Source organism: Paenibacillus sp. JNUCC 34 (assembly GCF_058269055.1).
The window spans coordinates 5676611-5700223 of the sequence record NZ_CM177770.1; the positions used below are offsets into that span (position 1 = coordinate 5676611).

The window sequence follows — 23613 nt, forward strand, 5'->3', positions numbered from 1 at the left end:
GTGGACTGGGTTATATGTATGAACCTTATTAATCCAACCATCCCTTGTTACGCGCGATATCAATCGCTTCAATTCGCGTATTCGCACTAAGCTTCCCCATCGCTTCCGACATATAGTTGCGCACGGTTCCGTAGGATAAGAACAACTGCGCACCAATTTCTTGAAGTGTTAATCCTTGAGCTGCCAACTTCATAACTTCACGCTCACGAGCTGATAGTGGACATTGATCCTCCCATACCGCAAGAGATAACTCCGCATTAATAACTCGTTTCCCCTGATAGACCCGGCGGATTGCATCAGATATTTCCTCACTGCCAGTATCTTTAAGCATGTATCCATATACGCCTGACTGCATAGCTCGCTGAAAATATCCGGGGCGCGCGAACGTGGTTAGGATAATTACACGACACGTAGCTTTAGTATTTTGAATCCATTCCGCAACATCCAACCCTGTTTTTAACGGCATTTCTATATCCAATACAGCGATATCTGGCTGATGTTGCTGTATTAAAGATATCGCCTCTTCTCCATTTTCGGCCTCTCCGACGACTTCAATATCATCTTCTAATGAAAGTAGGGTTACTAATGCTCCCCGTAATAACCGTTGATCTTCTCCTAGAATAATTCGAATCATTTATATTGTACCTACTCTCTCATCACGTATAGTTCGGGGTATATGTATCGTTATTTCAGTTCCTTTGCCTGAGGATGAAGACACCGAGATGCGACCATCTACAAGGACAAGCCGTTGCCGTAATCCAGCCATACCATTGCTACTGGTAGAGACTTGTTCCGGGTCCATCCCAATGCCGTCATCACGAACGGATACACGGACTTCCCCTTCTTGAATATCTAAATGAACTTTACAGCTTGCTGCCAGGCTATGGCGAACCACGTTCGTTATGAGCTCGCGAAAACACATCGCTAAAATCGTCTCCTGCAGCGGTGTTAACGGTAGAGAAATGTTCTCTATAACATCTCGTTCTACATATGCGGTTGGGCTAGGGTCCGATACCGATCGATAGTTGAACTCCATAGGAATACCCGCTGCTGAACAAAGTGAAATTGCGTGATGAGATTCATCGACGAAATACGCTACTTTCATCTCTGTAACCAATTCACGCATTTGCTTCAAGGCGGCACGCGCCGTTTCTCGTATTTCACTCGCTTCTCGTGCAGCCTTCTCAGGTTGACGTTTAACCAGCTTCTCTACGACTTCCCCTTTTAATGCGATTAAAGATAACGTATGCCCCAGTGTATCGTGTAATTCACGCGCAATCCGCTGTCGTTCTTCCTGTTGCGCCATGCGTTCCACTTGAACGGTTGCCGCTTCAAGTCGCTCTGCCATCTGCTTATATTGCATGGAAGCTCGAATTATAAATGGCATAACTGAAACGCCAAATAAGGGAGGCAGCAAACCGATCCACAATTCTGGACCTGCATGACCAACGTATGGAACAACAATCGCTCCCATTCCTAAGGCGAATAAGATGGATATGGAGATCAGGATCGGCAATTTTTGTTTGCTGAGCGAATTCGCGATTAGAAATCCAACAAATGTATACATCGGGTGAAATACAGCACCTAATATCAAGGTAATGGCCACCTGAGCTATGATGATGTGCAGAGCCCACTTGGAACTATAGTAGAATTGTCGAAAGAGTATAACGAACAATCCAAGCAGCACAAAACCTAACCACTGCATTGATGATGGTTCTTGAAGTAGAAAATAGATAGGTATTAATAAATTGGTTAGTAAAATGTAAGGGGCGGCCCCTTCCGATTCCGGAAACAGCCGCCAAGTTACTCGATTCAATTACACCGCTTCCCGTCTGTTAAAAATATACACTGATAGTACCATACATGCGAGAGCACAGCCCATCAAAATTATGAAATCAATACTTGCGGGTGCATTTCCAGCAACCATATTCCACGCTCCATTCGCGTAACGGTGCGAAGGAAGCCATTCTCCGATCGATTGCATCCACTTCGGCAGTGAGCTTAGCGGCATCCACAATCCACCCATGATCGCAAGTGCCATCTGCAGCATATTCGCAATCGCCATCGTTGTATTCGCATTCTTCAGAGTTCCTAACAAAGCGCCTATGGCAAGGAAAGGTAAGCTTCCAATCCATAACCATAACCCGCAAGTGATCCATTGACCTGTCGTAAGTTGTATATCATATACCAAACCAGCGGACAAAAAGATAAATATGATAACGAGCAGTTGAATAGCCATTTGTGCAACAAGTTTGCTGCCAATCCAGACGGACGGAGAAAGTGGAGTTAAACGAAGCAGTCCCACCCATCCATCTTGATGCTCAAACGATAAACGAATACCAAATTGACTCACCGCTGTACCGATCAAGCTGAATGCGGTCATGGACATGAGCGAGAATACTCCCCAAGTTGTCGATTGAATGGATTTATCCGCTCCGTTCAGACTAGCAAATAAAAAGTAGAATGCTAGCGGCATTGCAATGGAGAACAGTAAGAAGAATGGGCTGCGGACGATTCGTAGACTTTCTGCTTTGGTCTGAGCAATGAACATATTTAACATGATTAGATTCCTCCTAGTAAGTTCTTTTGTTGTTCAGGGTAGATGGGTTGATATCCGTCAAGCTTCGAAAAGCTTCTTCTAAACTGGCCGATTGTACATCAATGTCTGTAATTCCCCAATTGGACTGCATCAGTGTAAATAACAATTCATCAGTCTGATGTGCGTGAAGTCGAATTCGCTGCCCGGAACACTCTGCCTTTTCCACACCAGGTAATTGCAGCCATTCATGTTCTTCATATGCATTCGCTACCCGGAAAGAAATCGTCCGAAGCGCTGCCTGTGCTTTTAACATTTCAGGCGTCCCTTCCGCGACAACTCGACCGCTCGCAATTACCGCAATGTGGTCAGCAACCGCATCCGCTTCCTCCAAATAATGCGTGGTTAAAAGTACCGTACGACCGTCACTTGCCAGTGCTCGGATCGTGTCCCAGAAGCGTCCACGAGCTTCGACATCCATCCCTACCGTTGGTTCATCGAGCAAGATGAGTTCCGGATTGCCTGCTAAGCTCTGCGCGAAAGCCAATCTTCGGCGCTGTCCTCCTGACAGAGAGGAAGCTCTTCGCTTCGCATCCGCATGAAGACCTGAAATATCAAACAACCGCTCAAGTGACATCGGATTCCGGTAATAACTGCGGAAGAGTTGCAGCACTTCTTTGACCGTGAGTCCATCTGCTGCTTTCACATCTTGCATCAGTGCTCCGACGCGTTGACGTAATTCTTTTGATCCCGCAGGCATTCCTAGCACCTGAACTTCTCCTGACGTCGGTTTCAACATCCCGAGCATCATGGATATAGCTGTTGTCTTGCCTGCACCGTTCGGTCCAAGCAACGCCGATATTCGACCTTGTTCGAAACTGAGATTCATATGATCAACGGCGCGAAAATCGCCGAATTGCTTTATTAGATTTATACATTCAATGGCTTTTGTCATCATTTATCATCCTTTGTTATGTTTGTGTTCGTTTCTTGTTGTCTTCATTGTAGCGAAGAAGCTGTAACTGCAGTTAGTGTGGGTTGTCAGAAAGTAAATATGACAAATGTCAGAAAGGAGAAAGAACATAAAACAGAAAGACGTGCTATGATCCCTTCACGTCTCCAGCAACACAAAAAAGGACACCTTTGAGGTGCCCTTCTTCATGTTGGTGGAGACAAATCGGGTCGATCCCTATTTATAGAATGGGAAAAACAGAGGAAGCACAGCGACCATCACGATTCCTATCATGATTTGAAGCGGCAGTCCCACCTTGAGATAATGGGTGAATTTGTATCGGCCGGCCGACATGACAAGTGCGTTCGGCGGCGTAGAGAATGGCGATGCAAAGCACATGCTCGCACCGATCGATACAGCAAACAAGAACGGATAGGGATTAACGCCAAACTGAAGAGCGGTCCCCAGTGCGATCGGTGCTAACAACACCGCACACGCTGTATTGCTAATAAACAGTGTAAGGATCGATGTGATAAAGTAAATGCCTGCAAGCATCACCAATGGTCCGTAGTCGCCCAAAAAATGGACCATTCCATCGGAAAGCAGCTTTGCAGCCCCCGTTTTTTCAATCGCAATCGACATCGGAATCATCCCCCCTATAAGCACGATACTCTCCCAGTTGACCGTCTTATAGGCATCCTCCATATTGCGCACACAACCGAATACAACCATCAACACCGCCGCGATCATTACCGATGCTACAGCGGGAATAAAGTCTGTGATCAATAGCAGCACCATCAACAGCATAATTCCGGCTGCAATCGGCGCTTTATTGTCCATTGTCACCTTACGTGATTCTTCAATCGGCTGGCCAACTACGACGATATCCGGTTCATTCGCCAGCAAAGCAATGTCCTTCCAGGTTCCCTGAACAAGCATCGCATCACCGAAACGCATCTTCTCATCTTTCAGGTTATGCAGAATGTATTGGTCCTTCCTTTGAATGCCAAGAATATTTACACGATATTTTTCTCTGAAGCCTGACTCCTTGATCAGCCTGTTTATTAGCCGAGAGGTAGGAGTGAGCATCACTTCGGCAATCCCGACATCATTCGTTGCATATTGCACGATGTCTGTCGATTTATTCTCTGAAATTTGATGATCCAGCATCAGCAAGTCATAATCGTTGGCAAATTCCTCGACACGCTCGATAGGACCGTGGACATACAAAATATCCTCTTCCTGAATGACCGTCTCTGATGTAGCGATTTCTTGGTTAATTGTTTTGAAAAACTGGTTCTTGGCTGAAATTCTCCGTCGAATTTCAATAACATTCAGTTCGTATCGGGTAGGAATTTCGAGTTCTTGCAGCGTTTTGGAAGAGATCGGCGAGTTGGCTCCTACTTGTACTCGATAAAGGTTCTGCGTCAACTGGTATTCCCGCGCTAGTTCCTGAAGCGAACGTCCATTGCGACGATTCTCTGCGCCTCGATCATTCTTCGGCAGAAATCTGCGCAGAAACAGCATCGACAATAATCCTACCGCTATGCAAACAAGACCAATCGGCGTAAACGTAAAAAAGGATACACCCTCATATCCAGCTGCAAGCAAAACATCCTGAATGACCAGGTTCGGCGGTGTTCCGATCAAGGTCAGCATTCCACCAAGACTGCTTGCAAAGGCCAGTGGCATCAGAAATCTTCCCGGATTGGTCTTTGCGCTTTTCGCCAAACTTACAACGATCGGCATCATCACAGCGATTGTTCCTGTGTTACTTACAAATGCACCAATCAGCGCCGTGACAATCATAATCATCATGAGCAGCCGGGTCTCATTCGTACCTGCCAGCTGCAGCATCTTGTTGCTCATCAGCTTGGCCAACCCAGTCTGAAAAATCCCTCCACCCACGATAAACAACCCCACCATCATAATAACAACAGAATTGGAGAAGCCCGATAATGCCTCACCAGGTGTTAGAATTTTGAATAACATTAATACTATCAATGATCCTATGGCAACCAAATCGGAACGTACTTTCCCTGATATGAACAAAATTGATGCTATAGCTAATACAACCAGGGTAATGATCATCGAGCCATTCACGTACAAAGGCCCCTTTCTAATCTTTATTGACTGACATCCCACCCATTATAATGAGTGCTAGATGGATAAGCAATGAAATCGGATTCTTAATTTGAATCATACTCAACCGTAAAACAATTGCTGTCAAAATATATGAGATCTCCATGATCGTAATTCCAAACGGCTTGAAGGTGAGTTGGCTGTTTGATTTCTCCAATCGACTTGTAGTCTTTAAATTCAACCGACCATCTCACTTGCTGAATTGCCCCATCGGAAGATATGACGGATCTATCTTCTGTTGTAAAGGAAAGTAGCTCCCCATTCTCATTGAAAGTGAAGATTCCGCTTGCCGATAAGTCGTTATATGATATAGTCGCCTTTGCATGGGTATCATCCACTGCCTCCCAAGTAATATAAGGCTGTAAGACAGCATTGGGCATGATTAAAGATTCCGAAAGAAATGTCACTAGACAAGCTTTATTCATTTCCTCACCTTTTTGATTAAACAGTGTAACTACTTTAGCCAAAACTCCCTTCATGCTGCCATCACCATCCGTATACGAATCAAAACCCTCAAATGGTATTCCATACATATTAGTGTCAATATAGGCTACTCTTATAGGCTCACGAACAAAGTTATACTGAGTGTAGTCTATTTTTAAAGCTGGTTTGTCTGGAGACATAATAAAATCCACATTTTTAAATGCTGCTTTCATGTAGGACATTTTGGGAGTTCCTATGTATCCACTATATTCAAAATATTTACGGACAGGATGCGGCAATTCTTTAACGTCATCTAACGTAAAAACATCATTTACAGCTTTAGAGTTACTGATATGTTCTGTTACTACTTGATTAAATGCTGTTTTGGTCTTGGAATAGGGAACATTAAAAAACACAATGATTCCAACGACTATAACTGCAATGATCGCAACGATCATCCACATTATTTTTTTAGCCCCTTTCCTCTTCATCATAAGCATTCTCCATTCTGATCACGTTATCAGCTAACTTACGGACTCCTTCGTACAATCCATTCGTCAAATTTTCATCAAATGCATCAAACAATGCATCCATAAATTGAGCCTCTTTTTCTCCTCTACTTTGGAAATACGTCATACATTTAGGCGTAAGGTGAATTCTAAAGATTCTTGCGTCATGATCATCTTTCATTAGTGAAACAAAGCCCTGCCTCTCAAGAATAAGGGCCATTTTTTTAACATTTTGTCTAGAGTTTCCAATCATCTCGGCCACCTCGCTTATGGTCGGAGATGGTCGTTCAAACTTTGAAATGACGGCGATCAACAACCATTGCTTTAGCGTCACATTCTCATCTAATTTGTCGCCAAGAACCTGTAATCGGTTTGCCAAAGTGAGAATACCACCAAAGATGTAAGCTTTTTTCTCCATTTCAGTCAAAATAAAATACCTCCGATCCTAAAAGGTAACTAGTTACTAATATTATATGTAACTAGTTACCCTTTTGCAAGTTAGAATACTAGTGAGTGCTTCCAAGACCTAATTGTCACTAAAACAGAACCATTACCCTTAACAACAATTAGCTATACAGCTAGAGAGGTTATTAGCCGTTCTTTAAAAGATTTCGTAAGGAAGAAAATAATCTTATTGCATCATTTGACGAGAATCCGAATACCCAAGATGATGCTGGGGAGAGTGATTCTCGAGACACATCGAATTGTTTTTGCTAATATGGATAAATTCCCAAACATTAAAAAAGCGACCTCACGAGGTCGCTTCTTTGCTTATATTGGTGGAGGTGAAGCGTAGTTTTGCTTCGTTACGCCGGCTGTCCGGGTTACAAGTTTAGTTCAGTTTCTGACCACAATTCGGACAGAAGTTAGCCCCTTCGTTTTTGGCACCACAGTTAGGACAGAAGTTGGGCTTTTTATTGCCTTCAGGAGTAGAGGCAGCAACTGGTGCAGGCTGCTGAGTATTAGCCGGAGGCTGTTGATTTGGGTTCATGTTTTTCATCATTTCATTCGCCATGTTCATCCCCATCATCATGCCTGCCATATCCGAAGCAGCGCCGCCGCCTTGCACCTTGCCGGATGCAATACCTTCCGTCATGCTAACCTGTTGATACTTTTGCAGATTGCCGATCATTTCATGGGAAGCTGTCTTCGTAATCATATCTTGAATCTCTTTAGGATAATTGAAGCTCATCACTTGAAAGCCGGTAATTGTCATTCCGTTGTCCAACACTTCCATATCCAGATCTTCACGAATGCCTTTGGCAATTTCAGAAGCATTCGCCTGCAGATTAAACATGTCTTTCCCTTCTCTGCTGATCCACTTCATTAACAACTGATCCAAAATAGAAGTAATGCGGATTTTAATATCCTCAACAAGATAACTGTCTTTCATCCCGGCTATTTTGTCGATCAGCGTCATATAATCATTCACTTTAAAATTAAACGTACCGTTAGCACGAATAGGCATGCCGCCCGGAAGCTGAGGCGTCGGGATCAGAACTGGATTCTGCGTTCCCCATCTGACGGTAAATTCCTTCGTGTTGACGAATAAAACTTCCACCCGCATCCCACTGTTAAATCCAAATTTAAATCCTTTTAACGTCGATAGGAATGGGATGATGTCCGAATCAATGCTGTATTCCCCTTCATCCTCGAAAATCCCTTCGATCTTGCCGTTATTTACGAAGATCGCATCTTGACCGGCGCGGATAACTAACTTGCTTCCTTTTTTAATCTCCCGGTTGTTCCACTTCCAAAAAATCATGTCATCTCTAAATTCTTCCCATTCCACAACATTCGCAAATTGGTTTCTGAAGAACCCCATATTTTCATCCATCCCTTCCGTTAAAATGATCCTCTGCTGCCGCTATGCGAATGACCGCCTGAGCTGGTCCCTCCGCCGCCGCCTGAGCTGGAATCGCTCTTCTCAATCTTCCGTCTCGTTGTGCTTGTATGAAGGTACGAGTCCTCATAATCCAGAAGTCCTGAACTACTGCTATCCTCGTATGTCCGCGAGTTTACTGTAATACGGCCGCCGGAACGACGAACCATCAATGTAACGATAATCCCCCCGATGACCACTGAAATGCCCAATTGAACCCAAATATTAAATAATATATTGTCCGGGTTCACTTCTGGGTCAAATCCCATATATCTGTGTGCAGTTTCGATATACTTTTGAAATGCAAGCTTATAATCACCGTTCTTTAAATCCGGGGTGATCTTGTTACGTATCTTATCAAGTCTCTCGTCATCCAAGTACTCCTCTGCTTTATAAAATCCAGCCAAATAAAACTCTTTGTGAGTCATATCCATCATCAAAATGACCGTATTACCATGGGTCTTATCATAACCAGGTCCATTGTAATCGTAGAAATCTTGCGTCATAGCCATAACGTCGTAAGCTTCTGGGCTGTTGATCGTAACAATCATGATGTCCGTTTCTCTCTCGGCTCCGTACTCATTAGCCATAACGTTCAGCTCATTATACTCTTCCTGATTGAGCAGACCCGCTTCATCATATATCAAGGGCTTCGGTTCCGCTGCGGACACAGTGGATTCCATAGGAATGGCCAGCAAAACTGCGAAGAAAAACAAGGCTATAGGGATCACTCTCATCCTTCTCATCAGAACTCACCCCCAAGGATCATAAAGATCACCAACTGCAGTGCAAGGAAAATGATGCCGGAAATACCTGCAAACCATGCGGTCACTTTCGCCTTGCTAATCGGAGGCTTGCCAACCACCTTGCCCGTCTGACCGTTCATGGCAAAGGTATACTCCGATTTATTGTATTTATAGAGTACCACCCATACGGGAAGCAGAACATAGTCAGCACGCTCTAATTCCGTATCAATCTGGACATCTGAATAGCTCACACCGTCATATTCGTCTACCGTAGAATCAATATAAGAATCAATATATTTATATATTTTTTCTTTAGCTCGCGGTAAAAGCTCCTCATCGTCATAGCTGTATTTCTCAGCAATGTAACCGGCAAGATACGGAGTTTTAAAGTCTTCTAGTCGATCGTAAGGAAAAGGCTCTAATTTATCCATCAGCTCATCATTCATTTTTTCCGCAGCATCAATCGGTACCTTTACATAATTCAGACAGATTTTTCGATATATTTCATAATAATCCGTTTCTGTATACTCGTAGTCGCCACTCGTGTAGCTACTCACTTTCGTACCACGGCCATGAACCTCTACATCATTATGTAAATCATATAGCCAGAAAGGAACATACAACCCCGTTATTCCCTTGATTCGATCCGCTGACATAAACCCCCTTGGTGTCAAAATGCCTTTTCTGCACCATTTCCGGAAGGCTTTCATCGCTTGTTCCTTACTAATTGAAAAAGGGATGATCTTCGCTGGAGCCAGTTTCCCGGTCAGTCGATCGCCGAGAACAACGGCTGAACCGCAAAAGCTGCAGCTCGTTGCACTCGTCTCCGCATCGGTCATAATGACAGCTCCACAACTATTGCAATGATACTCCTTGGCCTTATCCTCTTCTGAAAAAACATTTTTCATCAGAGGATCAGTAATTTTCTCTATATTGTCTTTTCTTCCGCAGCTGTAACAGGATAACATTCCTGTTTCAACGTCAAAAACCATGCCACTGCCGCAGTTTGGACATTTGTATTCGATAACCGGCATCTGCTCACCTCAATAACAAAGAAATGGTTATTCTTCCTTTTTCATTTTTGCTTTGATTGCAGCCAACTCATCTTCGGCATTTGTAGTTGTATTCGTATCGGTGCTCGTCTTCTTCTCCAATTGTGCGATAAGGTCATCCAGATCGTCTTCCTTCGCTCCTGCTCTAAGCTCAGCCAGGGCCATCGCTTCATCTAAGGCATGGTTCGCTTTCTCTTCCATCGCGTTAAAAGCAGCATTCGCACCGCCCAAGGAGGAGCCGCTTGAATTCATTTGTTGCTGCGCCTTGGCAGCGGCCATCTTCCCTTTCAGTTCCATACGCCGCGCTTCCAACTGCCCCATATCCGACACAAGCTTATCCTGCATTTGCTTCATACTCACTGCGTTTGAGGAAGCCAGGTCGTAAGCCGTTTGTAATTCATTCAACTTCTCGGCCTGCGTCGCCTTTCTTTCCAGAAACTTCAGGGCACCCTCTTCATTACCGGCTTCCACTGCCTTCTCAGCATAATTTTGCAGCTTTTTGATCTCGGCTTTGCATTCATCCAATGCTCTTTTCGCCCTTCTCTCATCCGAGAGCACCGAAGCCGTTTCCGCTTTAACCTTGCCTAAGTCGCTGTTCAAGTTCCGCATGTAATCATCAATCGTCTTTTCCGGATCTTCTGTCTTATCCAATAAGGCGTTAACATTGACTTTCATAATATCCCTAAATCTCGACAAGATTCCCAAAATGAGTTCCCCCTCGAAAAGATTATATCCCATTCTTATAATACATTAGATACAGGAAAAAGGTTTCATTTCACGAGTTTTGTATAATTCTTTGAACACAAAAAATACCGTCAAAAGCGTCACAGAAGGCGCAACTGACGGTACTTACATTCACATGATTATAAATAGTTCATTATTTTGAATGACTAGTTATTTCCGGCGGTGCTTCGTCATTCGGTTATACATTACAAGCGCGGCAATCATCATGGCAATAAAACCAACGTTGCCTGCTGACTCCGGGGACATGCCAAACAAGGCGCAAAGGTTTGTAAACAAACCGTTCGTAATCAACGCGACCGCAATCAGCATCACCGGACGCCATGCGTTATATCTTCTCATCCCTGCAACACTCCTGACCCAGTTCTCACAATGAATCCAGAACTCTCGATATAATAGACTATTAGATGCCATTATATCATGAATAGGGATGCGTTTACATTGTCGTACATTGAGATGTTTGTCTCACGTGAATAACAAATCATATTCCTATTTCCTGCATTTTCTCCGTGACTTTTTTCATCCTGTCGTCAAGATCTATGCCACTGAATTTCTGAAGCCGAATTTCGTTCACGATTTGACCATCGTGCATAAACATAATTCGCTCCGTCCGCGCCGCAATCTTTGCGTCGTGAGTGACAAGCATAACCGCCGTACCTTCCGCGTTGATTTCGGAAAAGATGTCCATAATCTCCTGCGCGGATTTTGAGTTAAGCGCGCCAGTCGGCTCGTCACCGAAAATAATTTTCGGATTGCTCATAAGTGCGCGGCATATTCCCGCGCGCTGAAGCTGTCCTCCCGAAACCTGTGTAATATCACGCTTTTCCAGTTCTGCAATACCTACCTTTTTCATAAGCGTTCTTGCTCTTTCGGTAATCTTCGCGGCGTTTTTTCTGTTGTCGCGCATAGATGGAAGAATGATGTTATCGAGGATATTCAAATTTTTCAGCAAAGTCGGCTGCTGAAAAACAAATCCCATATTAGTTCTGCGTATGTCAGCAAACTCATTTTCCCTGAGTGCCGATAAATCCTTACCGTCAAAAGCAACCTTTCCACCGTCAACGCCGTCCATTCCGCTCAACGCAAACATCAGCGTCGATTTTCCCGAGCCCGAAGGTCCCATAACCGCAACGAACTCGCCCTCGTTTATGTAGGCAGACACCCCGTCGAGAACATTGCGCTTTTCATCGCCCTCGCCGAAAGATTTCACTATGTTTTCACCTATAATAATCTTCTTCATAAGCTACTCCTTTATATTCTCGGATATTTTTATTAGTCCCGCACCAGATGTGCCGATATTAGTTGCAATAAGTACCGAACATACCATCATCAGGGGACACAGCAGATACGCCGAAACTGGATTGATCACAAACTTAAACGACGACGCTCCAAACGAGGAGATAACCGCGCCTGCAAGTACCTCTCCGAGAGTGTTTGCCAGAAGAGTACCGAGAACAATTCCGACAATCAAAACGAATACCGAACGCGAAACATACTGCGCCTTAATATCCGAGTTTGTAAAACCGATCGCTTTCATTACGGCAATGGAATATACGTTCTTTGCGACTAGCATTCTCATAAACAACAATGTAACCAGTACCGTTATAATCAGCGCAACGGCAATTGCGGCAAAGGAGGCCTTCCCGACAGAGCTTATTGTCGAGCCGAATGTCTGTTTAATATATTCATCAATGCCCGAAATCTTTGCATAATCAAACCTGTCCGCATATTCCGAAACCTTTTCGCCGACAAGAGATTTATCCGAAAGCTCCGCATAGATAACAGACCACATCATATCCGAAGAATTATCAGTGAACACGGCCTTAGCGGTTTTGCCGCCGTTGGTGACGTCGGAATAAATTCCGCATACCGTGAGATTTTTCTCCTCCCCCTCAATTACCAGCGTAATGACATCGCCAACCTTTTTGCCCAGCTCATCGGCATTTATAGCCGAAAGCGCAATCTCGTCTTCTGTAGCGGGTGCTCCGCCCTTGGAATATGCTACTGGAAATATCGAATGGTCACCAAGCTCAATTTTTACACTTTCCTCCAAGCCGTCCTTTGCCTTTGCTTTGAATGCCTTGGTCATAAGTACGGCATATTTGGATATGGATCTGTCGCTCTCCATCGCTTTTGCAATATCCGCTGCTTTATCGGAAATATTGTCAGTCTGCTGAATGTCAATGCGCATATCGGAGTTCCCTATCCCCAAATAAGTGCTGAAGCTTTTTGAAGAAATCGTGTTGTAAAGGTTCTGCGGAACAATAATGATAAATGTCGAAATCACAAGCACCGCAAGCATTGTGGCGTAAAGTCTTTTCCTTGCGAGAACATCTTTGATACCGAGAAAAATATTCGTGTTAAACAGCCTGTTTCTGCTCAAGAACAAATGTTTTGCGCCTGTCGTTTTTTCCTGTGAAGTGCCAAAACGTATGGCTTCCGCGGCAGATATTTTCCGAAAACGTCTCAGCACTCCGATCACATAAGCAATAATTGCAAGGAAAACAAGCAGTATGCCGATAATTCCTAAAGCCACGGCAAAAGAAGAATTTTCGCTTTCACCCATATTAAGCCGAATATTTTCAAGAAGCATGCCTTTGAACACAAAAGAAAGTGCAAAACCGAGAATACAGCCTGCCGCCGCAATCGCCGCGTATTTCGCAATATAAATCTTCTTTATGTCGGAAACACGCAGCCCTATTGCCTTCATAACACCAATTTCGCGATAGTCGTCTTCGATTTTCGCAAGGAGTGTAAATCGAATACACATAAAAGCGATAGCAACAACAAGCACGCTTACAAGAAGTATGACCGCAATCATCAACCCGTCGGAAAGTGCGTTAATCATTTTGAATAGCGGATATGTAATCGTCGGTCCGTTAGCTTCAAGTCCTGCGGAGGTATAGTCCGTTTCGAATGCACCAAGCGCGGATAAGTCCTTCAATCTGAACTCAATCAGATATTCCGTGCTTCCGAAATTCTTTATTTCTGCATAGTCATTTCCGCTCACTAGAAACCTCTTTGACGAGGCGAGCTGCGAATTCATCTGTGAATCGCGTAGGAATCCCGCAACGGTAAATTCTTTTCCGAATATAACAGCTTTGTCGCCGACCTTTGCGGTTCCATCCTTCATATAGCTTATCGGAACGTGTAGTTCACCATCTGATACGTTTATGATTTGTCCCTCAAGGTCAAGCAGATAATCAAATTTATCACTTTGGGTGCTGAAGCCGTTGTCCTGAACATTATCTGAAAGCGAGTTTCCGCCAATTACAATCCGCGCACCGTCAACATTAAGAAATTCAAGCACCTGATATTCCTCAACATTGCTGTTCTGCTCGGCGAAAGTCATCAGCCGCGAATCATCAATGTTACCCGAATGCATCTGCATAAAATGCGGGGTTTTTGCTTGCGTCATTAACGTATCTATCGCTCCGGATAAATTTACGACAAGCACTGCCGCTAGAGAAACAAGCATAGCTGCAGCAGCAACAAATATCGTGGTCGTCAACGTGATCAGTTTGCTTTTTGATATATCATTGCGGATTATTCTGTAATACATAAGTCACCTCTGTGTTCAAGCTTTTTAACCGATTTTAAGTTATACAGAATTACCGAAGTCACACATAACAGCATCCCAGCGATTATGATGAGAAATCCCGTTCCTCTACCGCTGCCCGTGCCGATGATCTTCCCCACACTGTCAGCAAGCAATCCGCCGTCAACTAATAAAGGAGCGAACACATAGTCCGCAAGCACACCCGAAAGCGCATATGCGGCAACAAATCCAAGCTGAGAAATGACTCCAATCAGTGACCATGCTCTGCCCTGAACAGAATTATCAATGTTAGTGCGAACAAGGAAATCAAGACTTACATTTGCAAATGGCATCATCGCAAAAAAGAGGAATCCTGAAACACAGATCAAAATAATATTTTCGCGAACTCCGAATACCGCCATAAACATTCCTTCACAAAACAGCGCAATCGAAAGAATTTTCACATAACCTTTTTTTATTGGAAGAAACCCTATTATCACACTTGATACAAGCATTCCAGAAGCGACAATGGTTTCAATTGTCCCAATTACAGAACTGTCCGTAAAAGCAAGCAGCATGGGGATGGAAAGTGTTTCAATAAATCCGAGGAAAAATGTCAGCACTGACGTTACGATCACAAGAACAAGCACACCTCTGTTTTTAGAAACGGCGTTCCAACCATCTTTGAATTCGCGGATAAACGATTTGGCCTGCTCACATGTCTTGGAAGCAAGACCACTGCGTACAGCAAGAGCAGTAGTAACGGTGACAAAAAAAGTGCAAATGTCGATTATAAGCAATAGCTTTATATCCGAAACGGTGAGCAAAAACCCTGCAATAATAGGAGAAATCAGAAATTTTGCCGAGCTCGCCAACTGGACAAGACCACTTGCCTTAGTATATTGCTCCTCGCTAAGCAAATCGGTAACCGTCGCTTTATATGCGGGATCAAGCAGCGATGAAAACACGGAGCTAATTGTAACTCCCACACAAATCTGCCAAAGCTGTGCTTCTCCGCGAAGCATGCAAATTAAGATAAAGACAAGTCCTATTGCGGAAAGACTGTCGCCTAGCACCATTAACAGTCTACGGTCATAGCGATCTGCAAGCACTCCCGCAAAGGAGCTTAAGAGGAGCGAAGGCATAAACGCAAGCAAGGTAACAAGCGCCATCGCCGACGCCTTTCCCGTCTGCTGGAAAACATAAATCCCAAGCCCGAACGACGTAAGCCCGCTTCCTATTGCTGAAGTAAGCTGTCCCGACCACAATAGAAGAAATTTTCTGAAGGATTTTCCAGACTCATTCATAGCTGCTTCCATCTCCTCCACCAAACATCTGCATAGTGTCCATAAGACTTCCACTTTCTGCACCGAGCAGCCTTTCTACGTTGCAAACAAAGGCCAGCATTCGTGAACCGCGCTCCTCGTTCGTCATTGTAACCATATCATCATCAAAAACGGTATTCGCATATATCACAACCATTTCCATGCACTCATATGGAAAAGGTGTGTTGAACATTCCCTGCTGGATGCCCTCGCGGATGATTTCCGTCAGTATTGGCGGAACGCCATTGATTATGACCTTTTGAATTTTTTGATGCATAAGCGCGTTCTGCGGCTTGTGAATGTGCTCCATAATTTCCTCGCTGCTTTCGCCACTTATGTTCAGTGCCATTACAACGCGGATAATGCGCTCGACTACGGGTATACTCTTGTCTGCGGCAATTTCCTGTGCCGCACCTAAAATACGGACATTATGCCGCTCAATCAGCGCGTCCATAATATCTTCCTTCGCCTTGAAGTGATAATACAGCGTTCCCCGCGCAATTCCGACCTTTTCGAGAATATCGTTTGTACTTGTGCCGTCAAAGCCCTTCTGACCGAAAAGCTCGTCCGCCGCGTCAAGTATTTCGTTCCTGCGTTCCTCCGCTTCTTTTACAACTCTCATTTTTGCATCCCCTTATTATAGACCGACTGCCTGTCGGTTATATAATAACTTCCTTATTTAGGGTTGTCAATGAAAATTAACGGAAGGGAATTATATGTGAAGTGGTTTCTTGAGCCTATCGTTTGAGGGATCTACAAAGTATTGTGGAGATGCGAGGTGGTCATCCTTGCGAAGGACCAGAGGGTGGTTTCTTCACTAGAAACCAGGAGGCGGTCACGGCCTTGGGATTCAAGATGAGGTTCTTATTGGTATTACGGTTAAAAAGGCAGCCGCCCTCATGATGAAGGAACGGCTGCCTTTGACTCTGAACCTCTATTATTGCAGATGCATATCCTGACGGCTGCTTACATCTGAGTACCCGTCTGATAATTGAGCAGCTGTCTGAAGGTGCCTTTGTTCTCCTGCGACAGCTGCTGATAGCCGCCTTGCTGTATAACCTCACCCTGTTCCATAACGATTACCTGATCCGCATTGCGGATCGTAGACAGCCGATGAGCGATGACGATAATCGTCATGCTTCCTTTCAGCAGCTCCAGCGCATTTTGAATGAGTCGTTCATTCTCGCTGTCCAGTGCGCTTGTCGCCTCATCCAATACAAGAATGGCAGGACGCTTTAGAATAGCTCTTGCAAGCACAATCCGCTGCCGTTCTCCTCCGGACAGGCGAATTCCACGGTCACCGATTACGGTATCCAGACCTTGCGGAAGCTTACGCACAAATTCATCGGAGGCTGAGAACTTCAAAGCTTCCCACAGTTCAGCATCATTAGCGGAAGGAGCGACCAGCTTCAGATTATCCCGAATACTATCATTAAAGAGAAAAGGGTCCTGTGCCACATATCCGATTGCGCTGCGCAGCGACAAAAGCTGCTGCTCATCTCGTAATGACACTCCGTCTATTATGACCTGTCCATTCTCCGGTTGAATCAGTCCCATCAACATGTCGATGAGTGTGCTTTTGCCTGCACCGGATTTGCCAACGATTGCCGTCATGCGGTTCGCGGGAATACGTACATTAATGTCCCTTAAAGCGAATACTGGAGAACTGGAATCGTACCGGTAGCTTGCATCCCGGCATTCCATTCCTTGATGCATACGAAACGGGGCGGGTTCAGATATAGTGGTCAATTCTCCGAGCTCCTTGTCGTTCTCGTATTCCATCTCAAGCGTACGCATAGCTTGAAAAGCAGGGAAATTGGATACAAGCTGCTCCGTATTCGATTGGATACTAATAAATTTTGGCCATAAACGCGAGAAAATAAGGACAATCATAATCAGTTGCTCAGCCGGTGTCTTGAGAACTTCAAGCGCCAGATAGACGAAGCTAGCAATCAGCACAACAGATGATAGGCGATAAATAAGCTGGGACAGGGAATTAACCCGCCCGAATTGAATAAAGTTATCTTCCATTTTTCGAGATAAGTTGCTGAACCAGTTCATATGGGACTGCTCTAATCGGTTACTTTTGATATCCTTAATGCCGTTGAAATGTTCACTGATTCCTGCAAAATAATATTTAGACAGTTCTGTTGTCTGTTCACCAATACGCTTCGACTTTTTGATAAACTTACGCCCGAACAGAGCCAGCAGCCCGCCGCTAAGCAGGACGACCATAGTTAACATAGGAGACAGCCATAGTGCAAGGCCAATCTGGATCATCGTAAATAAAAAGGAAGAGATCATTTGTAAGAATAGAAAGATGCCCTGATTCACACGTCCAAGCTCATTAGACATCACATGGTGGAAATCCGACCTGCGCTTGCGAAGGAAAAACTCCCATTTAGCCTGTATTAACCCCTGATATGTCTCAATCCGAAGCGTACAGATAAAGCTCTGCAGTATTTTTGAATTCAATAACATCTGACTTCGCTGGAGAAGCGCCTGTCCTCCCACAATGACAACATATAACGCCAGCACCATCGGCAAATTCAATTCAAATGACCATGACTTGATGAGGTCAAGCAGAGAAGAGATCAACGGTATTCCATCCATATTGGTTTGAAATACGCCTATAATGCTAAGGAGAGGAATGATCAAATAGATGCCAATTCCATCCAATAAACTGATGAACAAAGTCATGAACATATTCAGGTACAGCCTCGCCCCTGCGACACGATGCATTTTACGAATAAAGTAGAATAGATCCTTCAATTCAAAAACTCCTTATGCGGATTACCGTTCCATAGGCGCTAAAGCTCCAGACTGTATACCACTCCCGAAAATTCCTACGACGGCATACCTTTCGTGTCCTTCTTTACCTGTTAAAATATACGAACCACTGCGGAGCCAAGCGTGAGCAGCCATCTGCCCCTTGTCATCCCGGCCGCTTCCCAGATAAAGTGTGCTCGGAATCCCTCTTCGCTCAAGCATCTTCATCGCTGCAACGGCTTTGACTAAGCACTGGCTCTCCCACCACGTTACACGGCTCATCGTATGAACGGCTTTTGAAATTTTACGCAGCAGCAAGAGATCTTGCTCCGTATAGCCTGTATAAGGTGTCTCCTTCATGTGTTCCCCTAAGGTAGGAGCTACTTTGGGAAAAGGGAGCAGCTTGAACACTCTCCCCCACGCCAAGTAAAAATAAGCTTCGACGAACATCCGCTTCATCTCCATAGAAGAAGACATAAATCTACGTATTTTATTATAATTACGCATTACTGCTTTCTCACCTGCACGAGACCCTCAGCTGTAAGCTGCTTCAGGAATAATTGTACTTGCTGCTCGCACACCTCAGGTTCGATCTCGTATTCGGACACTAATTGCTCAACCATGCCAGCGATGGTGACAGGAGAAGAAACAAGCTCCCAGATCCGCCCTCCGATCTGACCCAGATTATAATACTTGCCATTTTCGATGCTCAGCATCACCTTTTCGCCATCCATATCACTTACCAGAAAACCTTCGGATTGTACGATAAGATCATCAGCCGTGATTAATTCAGCGCTCATGGATAGGAACCTCCTCAAATAACGATACAATTTGTATCAATTATAGCAATTCAGAGACGTTTTGTATACATGAATGATGGGAAGTTATGAGATAAGGGGGTCTAGTTCGCAATGGAGAATTGGAGTTAAAAGCAAGGGGATCGAAAAAATGATCACTACTTAAAAAACCTCATTCTTTAGTACAGACTCTCTTTTTAAATATCTCCAGAGCCATAAGAAAGGCCTGAGAGGGAAATAGAGAAAATGAAGCGATTTAGGCAACGGCAACAATAAAGCATCCCGTGAACTGGGATGAAGCTTGTTTAAGAGATAAGCTAATTTTTGTTTTCCTGTCATCAATGAAAAAAGATAGCGATTATAATGCCAAGCCACACTTTTTTCCGGTACCGGATTTAATTTAACAATTCTTTTAATATAATAGAGTGCCTTCCCTGCTAGTCGATGCGATTTGGAGCTAATGGTTAATAACGCTAAATCATGAGGGATCTTAGTTGAAAACAGACTCGACAATAAAATGAATGCTTGCCCTGTGTATTGCTGTTCTCCGTATTGATCAAAATGGATTTTCATATTTTCACTGCTTATTCTAGGCAGTAACCTTCCAATATCAATTAACCAACGTAATCGGAACCAGCCATGTCTAGCACCATGGTCAGCAAGATAGCAGAGTAAATCTTCGTTCCCCAAATAGTGAAAAGTTTGATTGGACAGTATCACATCATTTTTACGTTCCCACAGTTGATCGAAAGAAAAGGACTTGCTGAAATGAGGGTTTAATCGCCAGTGAATTTCAACTTGTGCGGAATGTTCCATATGTTCGAAGGATAGATGATGACTTTTTTTCTTCCAATTGCCCAATATATGCTCATCCTCCAACTTATAACCGAGCTGTACCAGTATTTTTTCAGCTTTCTCCACGTCGTCAGCATCAACTAGTATATCCAGATCTTTGGATGTCCTGTGCGCCAAATCCCCATAAAGCTGTGTAGCAAGAATAGGACCCTTCAACAAAAGGGTGCTTATCCCACTGTTCGTGAATGCTTCGCAAATATGACTCATTTCTCGGCTAAGATGCAGCATCTTCATTGTATTGTTAAGATATTGGAGATGAAGGGATTCTATAACGTTAGCAGGAATTAATGAAGTGCTAAGTCCTTTCAATTTCAAATATACAAGAGGATAAACACGATGATGTAGAACAAGCCTCATAAACAATGTCCAGTCCAAATCCGCGGTGTATTGCTGAATGATTATCTCATCCTGAGAATCATCACGTAAAATATATAGTAAAAAAGATAGTTCTTTTGATACATCGCTCAGGTCCAATTCAATTGCATCTTCTAATATCAGCGCATCCAGCTCCTATCTATATAAATTGAACTAAAGGGAAAACCATCTCAGATACGCAGTATCAATCGAGATGATGGAAGAACAAATTTTAGTTCATTTTATTTATCAGACAAATTTGTCATAGTGTAAGTATAGGCACTTGCTCTCTCACGCCTTTATTCATTCCAGGCCGACCGACTGAATAATAAACAATCTGTGTGCTTGCCAATTGTTCTTCATCATATATATTTCTCCCATCGATCAAATACGGTGATTTCAACCAGCTTTCAATATCAGTCAACGGAATCTGCTGAAATTCCTTCCACTCCGTTAATATACAAAGAGCATCCGCTTGCCAAGCAGCTTCCTGAGCGTTCTCACAGTAGATGATCCGATCAGAATTGTAATTTCTTCTGAAATTTCCGGTGGCAATGGGATCGTAAGCTTTCACCCTTGCCCCTCGTTCCTCAAGTGCTTCAATAATCTCGAATGCTGGAGAATCACGAACATCGTCGGTATCAGGCTTAAACGCTAACCCCCATATTCCAATTGTTGTACCTGCCAAATCGCCTATCAAGGATTGCAGCTTTCGAATGACGTTAAAGCGTTGATCTTGATTGACTTCAACAACGGATTTCAGAAGCTTAAAATCATAGTCCATTTGTCCGGCGATTTGTATAAGGGCTTGCGTATCTTTAGGGAAGCAGGAACCACCATATCCGATACCAGCCTTCAAAAAAGAAGAGCCAATGCGCTTGTCATAACCCATTCCATAGGCTACTTTCGTCACATCAGCTCCAACTTTTTCACATATGTTTGCAATTTCATTGATAAAGGAAATCTTCGTTGCAAGAAATGCATTTGAAGCGTATTTAATCATTTCGGCGCTGCGAATATCAGTTACGATAATGTTTGAAGTCAAGCTTTTATGCAGCTCGATTAGTTGTTCCTCTGCCCTCTTGCTGTCCGTACCAATAATGATACGATCAGGATTCAACGTGTCTTGAACCGCTGTCCCCTCACGCAAGAACTCTGGTACAGATGCGATATCAAAAGTTTCATTCGTATACTGTGCAATAATTTCTCTGATTTTCTCGTTCGTCCCAACTGGAACGGTGCTTTTCGTTATAATAATTTTATAATCATTCATTGCTTGCCCAATTTCTTTGGCCGCCTGTTCTATGTAGCTCAAATTCGCTTGTCCGTTCGGCAATGACGGTGTTCCTACTGCAATGATTACAATATCAGATCGCTTCACTGATGCGCTAAGATCTGTTGTAAAGCTAAGGTTGCCCGCCTCCTTGTTAGCAGCGATCAATGATTGAAGACCTGGTTCATAGATCGGCACCTCTCCACAATTAAGCTGCTCTATCTTGGATTCAATTTTATCAATACATATCACTTCGTTGCCCAGCTCAGAGAAGCATACACCTGATACTAATCCGACGTATCCAGTACCGATTACTGTAATTTTCATTCGTTTCACTCCTCTTAAGAAGGTACTTCTATTTTTATTTCTTCCCAATTCATAGCGAGTCTCACGATATCATCCTCAATCAATTCACTGCCTGTCTGTACCTCAATGATTTCAATATCAGTAATAGCCCGTAAGCTGTGCTTTGCTTCCGCCGATATGACGATTACATCTCCCTTTCCGATAACTCGAACGTTACCGTCCAATATCATTTCACCTTGGCCGGACACAACGGTCCACACTTCATTGCGCAGCAAATGATATTGATAACTTAGGTTTTTCCCTTGAAGAATGCATATACGCTTAGTCAACACTTCATTACCGTTCGGATATTTAATGTAATCCAGCACACGATAGCGTCCCCAACGGCGCTCTTCATACATCGGACGTTGATCGCCAAATTGGATCACTTCTTTAATTCGCATACTGGCTTTCTTCTCAGATACAAGAATCCCGTCAGGACTAGCGGCAACAATTAAATTAGGAGCTCCAATAACCGTTATTGGAATATCTAATTCATTAATCACATGCGTATTGGAAGAATCCTCAGTCAATATCCCTTTTCCAATCAAGGGAGTATGGATTTCCTCAGTCAGCGCATCCCAAGTACCCAAATCCTTCCACAACCCTTTATAAGGCATAACAACAATATTCTTCGCTTGCTCCACTACGGCATAATCAAAACTTGTTTTTTCTATTCGTCCGTACTGCTGAAGCAATTCATAATATTGAATGGGAAGCGATTGCTTCAGGAGATAATTAATGACATATTCGAGACGGAAAGCAAACACGCCGCAGTTCCAAAGCGCAGATTGTTCCATCAGCTGAAGAGCATATTGTTCTTCGGGCTTCTCTACAAAATGGCTAACCTTGAAAAATTCCATCCCATTGTCCAAATTGGTTGTGGATTGAGGGACGATATAGCCAAATTTCGAGGAAGGATGATCCGGTGAGACCCCCATCAATCCTAGATCGGCGCCTGTTTCCAGCATTAGCGTTTCTAATTCCTTCACTTTCTCGAAAAAATGATCCTCTACAAACGGATCAACTGGAAGTACGATAACAACATCATTGAGGCTGACACCCTTAATGGAATACAAGTAACCAGCTGACAGTGCAATTGCCGGTAAAGTATCTCTGCGCTCCGGCTCGACGATAATTTCGACTTCAAATCCAAGTTGATTTTGAAGCACTTCTATTTGCGATTTTCCGGTTGCTACAATGGCGGATTGCTGAAGGTTCATTTGTCCCAGCTGCCCCCATACTCTCTGAACCATAGATTCACGCTGTCCAGATACGCCATCCAATATTTTCAGAAACTGCTTGGAGCGTGTCTCATTCGATAAAGGCCATAATCGGTTGCCACTGCCTCCTGACAATAGAACGATGTGCATG

22 protein-coding genes are annotated in these 23613 nt (G+C 43.8%); all 22 read right to left on the minus strand.

Annotated elements, in window-relative coordinates:
- Nucleotides 1–28: 28 nt before the first annotated feature.
- The 22 genes from AC2TF5_RS26185 to AC2TF5_RS26290 all read right to left on the minus strand — a co-directional run bounded on the left by AC2TF5_RS26185 (nucleotide 29) and on the right by AC2TF5_RS26290 (nucleotide 23612).
- Nucleotides 29–634: a response regulator transcription factor gene (locus tag AC2TF5_RS26185; RefSeq protein WP_491299999.1), complete on the minus strand. Its 606-nt coding sequence runs from the start codon at nucleotides 632–634 to the stop codon at nucleotides 29–31.
- On the minus strand, nucleotides 635–1816 hold the full coding sequence (locus AC2TF5_RS26190; RefSeq protein ID WP_491300000.1) for a sensor histidine kinase: 1182 nt from the start codon (nucleotides 1814–1816) through the stop codon (nucleotides 635–637).
- Nucleotides 1817–2560 (minus strand): ABC transporter permease, encoded by a 744-nt coding sequence (locus tag AC2TF5_RS26195; protein WP_491300001.1) that lies wholly within the window; start codon nucleotides 2558–2560, stop codon nucleotides 1817–1819.
- Between the two features lie 13 nt (nucleotides 2561–2573).
- Nucleotides 2574–3491: an ABC transporter ATP-binding protein gene (locus AC2TF5_RS26200; protein WP_491303009.1), complete on the minus strand. Its 918-nt coding sequence runs from the start codon at nucleotides 3489–3491 to the stop codon at nucleotides 2574–2576.
- A 234-nt stretch (nucleotides 3492–3725) separates the two neighbouring features.
- A complete protein-coding gene (locus AC2TF5_RS26205) occupies nucleotides 3726–5591 on the minus strand; it encodes an SLC13 family permease (protein WP_491300002.1) in 1866 nt (621 codons plus the stop codon).
- An 86-nt stretch (nucleotides 5592–5677) separates the two neighbouring features.
- Nucleotides 5678–6547, minus strand: a complete 870-nt coding sequence (locus AC2TF5_RS26210) for a DUF6544 family protein (RefSeq protein WP_491300003.1) — start codon at nucleotides 6545–6547, stop codon at nucleotides 5678–5680.
- Complete coding sequence (locus AC2TF5_RS26215) at nucleotides 6525–6980, minus strand: MarR family winged helix-turn-helix transcriptional regulator (RefSeq protein ID WP_491303010.1); 456 nt, start codon at nucleotides 6978–6980, stop codon at nucleotides 6525–6527. The genes AC2TF5_RS26210 and AC2TF5_RS26215 overlap by 23 nt, the downstream gene beginning before the upstream one ends.
- Nucleotides 6981–7394: 414 nt before the next feature.
- Nucleotides 7395–8387, minus strand: a complete 993-nt coding sequence (locus AC2TF5_RS26220; protein WP_491300004.1) for an SPFH domain-containing protein — start codon at nucleotides 8385–8387, stop codon at nucleotides 7395–7397.
- A gap of 20 nt (nucleotides 8388–8407) precedes the next feature.
- Nucleotides 8408–9190 carry a TPM domain-containing protein gene (locus tag AC2TF5_RS26225; RefSeq protein ID WP_491300005.1) on the minus strand — a complete coding sequence of 261 codons (783 nt, stop codon included), beginning with the start codon at nucleotides 9188–9190 and terminating at the stop codon, nucleotides 8408–8410.
- Nucleotides 9190–10224, minus strand: coding sequence for a TFIIB-type zinc ribbon-containing protein (locus AC2TF5_RS26230; protein WP_491300006.1), 1035 nt, complete (start codon nucleotides 10222–10224; stop codon nucleotides 9190–9192). The genes AC2TF5_RS26225 and AC2TF5_RS26230 overlap by 1 nt, the downstream gene beginning before the upstream one ends.
- A 27-nt stretch (nucleotides 10225–10251) precedes the next feature.
- Nucleotides 10252–10947 (minus strand): PspA/IM30 family protein, encoded by a 696-nt coding sequence (locus AC2TF5_RS26235; RefSeq protein WP_491300007.1) that lies wholly within the window; start codon nucleotides 10945–10947, stop codon nucleotides 10252–10254.
- Nucleotides 10948–11136: 189 nt separating this feature from the next.
- Nucleotides 11137–11325 carry a hypothetical protein gene (locus AC2TF5_RS26240; RefSeq protein WP_491300008.1) on the minus strand — a complete coding sequence of 63 codons (189 nt, stop codon included), beginning with the start codon at nucleotides 11323–11325 and terminating at the stop codon, nucleotides 11137–11139.
- Between the two features lie 139 nt (nucleotides 11326–11464).
- Complete coding sequence (locus AC2TF5_RS26245) at nucleotides 11465–12223, minus strand: ABC transporter ATP-binding protein (protein WP_491300009.1); 759 nt, start codon at nucleotides 12221–12223, stop codon at nucleotides 11465–11467.
- Nucleotides 12224–12226: 3 nt separating this feature from the next.
- Entirely contained in the window at nucleotides 12227–14545 is a 2319-nt protein-coding gene (locus tag AC2TF5_RS26250) for an ABC transporter permease (RefSeq protein ID WP_491300010.1), read from the minus strand.
- Nucleotides 14530–15828, minus strand: a complete 1299-nt coding sequence (locus tag AC2TF5_RS26255) for an MFS transporter (protein WP_491300011.1) — start codon at nucleotides 15826–15828, stop codon at nucleotides 14530–14532. Before AC2TF5_RS26255 ends, AC2TF5_RS26250 begins: the two co-directional genes overlap by 16 nt.
- Nucleotides 15821–16468 carry a TetR/AcrR family transcriptional regulator gene (locus AC2TF5_RS26260; protein ID WP_491300012.1) on the minus strand — a complete coding sequence of 216 codons (648 nt, stop codon included), beginning with the start codon at nucleotides 16466–16468 and terminating at the stop codon, nucleotides 15821–15823. The genes AC2TF5_RS26255 and AC2TF5_RS26260 overlap by 8 nt, the downstream gene beginning before the upstream one ends.
- A gap of 344 nt (nucleotides 16469–16812) precedes the next feature.
- Entirely contained in the window at nucleotides 16813–18618 is a 1806-nt protein-coding gene (locus AC2TF5_RS26265; RefSeq protein ID WP_491300013.1) for an ABC transporter ATP-binding protein, read from the minus strand.
- Between the two features lie 21 nt (nucleotides 18619–18639).
- Complete coding sequence (locus tag AC2TF5_RS26270) at nucleotides 18640–19122, minus strand: lasso peptide biosynthesis B2 protein (protein WP_491300014.1); 483 nt, start codon at nucleotides 19120–19122, stop codon at nucleotides 18640–18642.
- Nucleotides 19122–19415 carry a lasso peptide biosynthesis PqqD family chaperone gene (locus tag AC2TF5_RS26275; RefSeq protein WP_491300015.1) on the minus strand — a complete coding sequence of 98 codons (294 nt, stop codon included), beginning with the start codon at nucleotides 19413–19415 and terminating at the stop codon, nucleotides 19122–19124. The genes AC2TF5_RS26270 and AC2TF5_RS26275 overlap by 1 nt, the downstream gene beginning before the upstream one ends.
- Nucleotides 19416–19574: 159 nt before the next feature.
- Entirely contained in the window at nucleotides 19575–20741 is a 1167-nt protein-coding gene (locus AC2TF5_RS26280; protein WP_491300016.1) for a nucleotidyltransferase domain-containing protein, read from the minus strand.
- 142 nt (nucleotides 20742–20883) lie between these two features.
- A complete protein-coding gene (locus AC2TF5_RS26285; protein ID WP_491300017.1) occupies nucleotides 20884–22221 on the minus strand; it encodes a UDP-glucose dehydrogenase family protein in 1338 nt (445 codons plus the stop codon).
- Nucleotides 22222–22235: 14 nt separating this feature from the next.
- Nucleotides 22236–23612: a sugar phosphate nucleotidyltransferase gene (locus AC2TF5_RS26290; RefSeq protein WP_491300018.1), complete on the minus strand. Its 1377-nt coding sequence runs from the start codon at nucleotides 23610–23612 to the stop codon at nucleotides 22236–22238.
- Nucleotide 23613 lies beyond the last annotated feature (1 nt).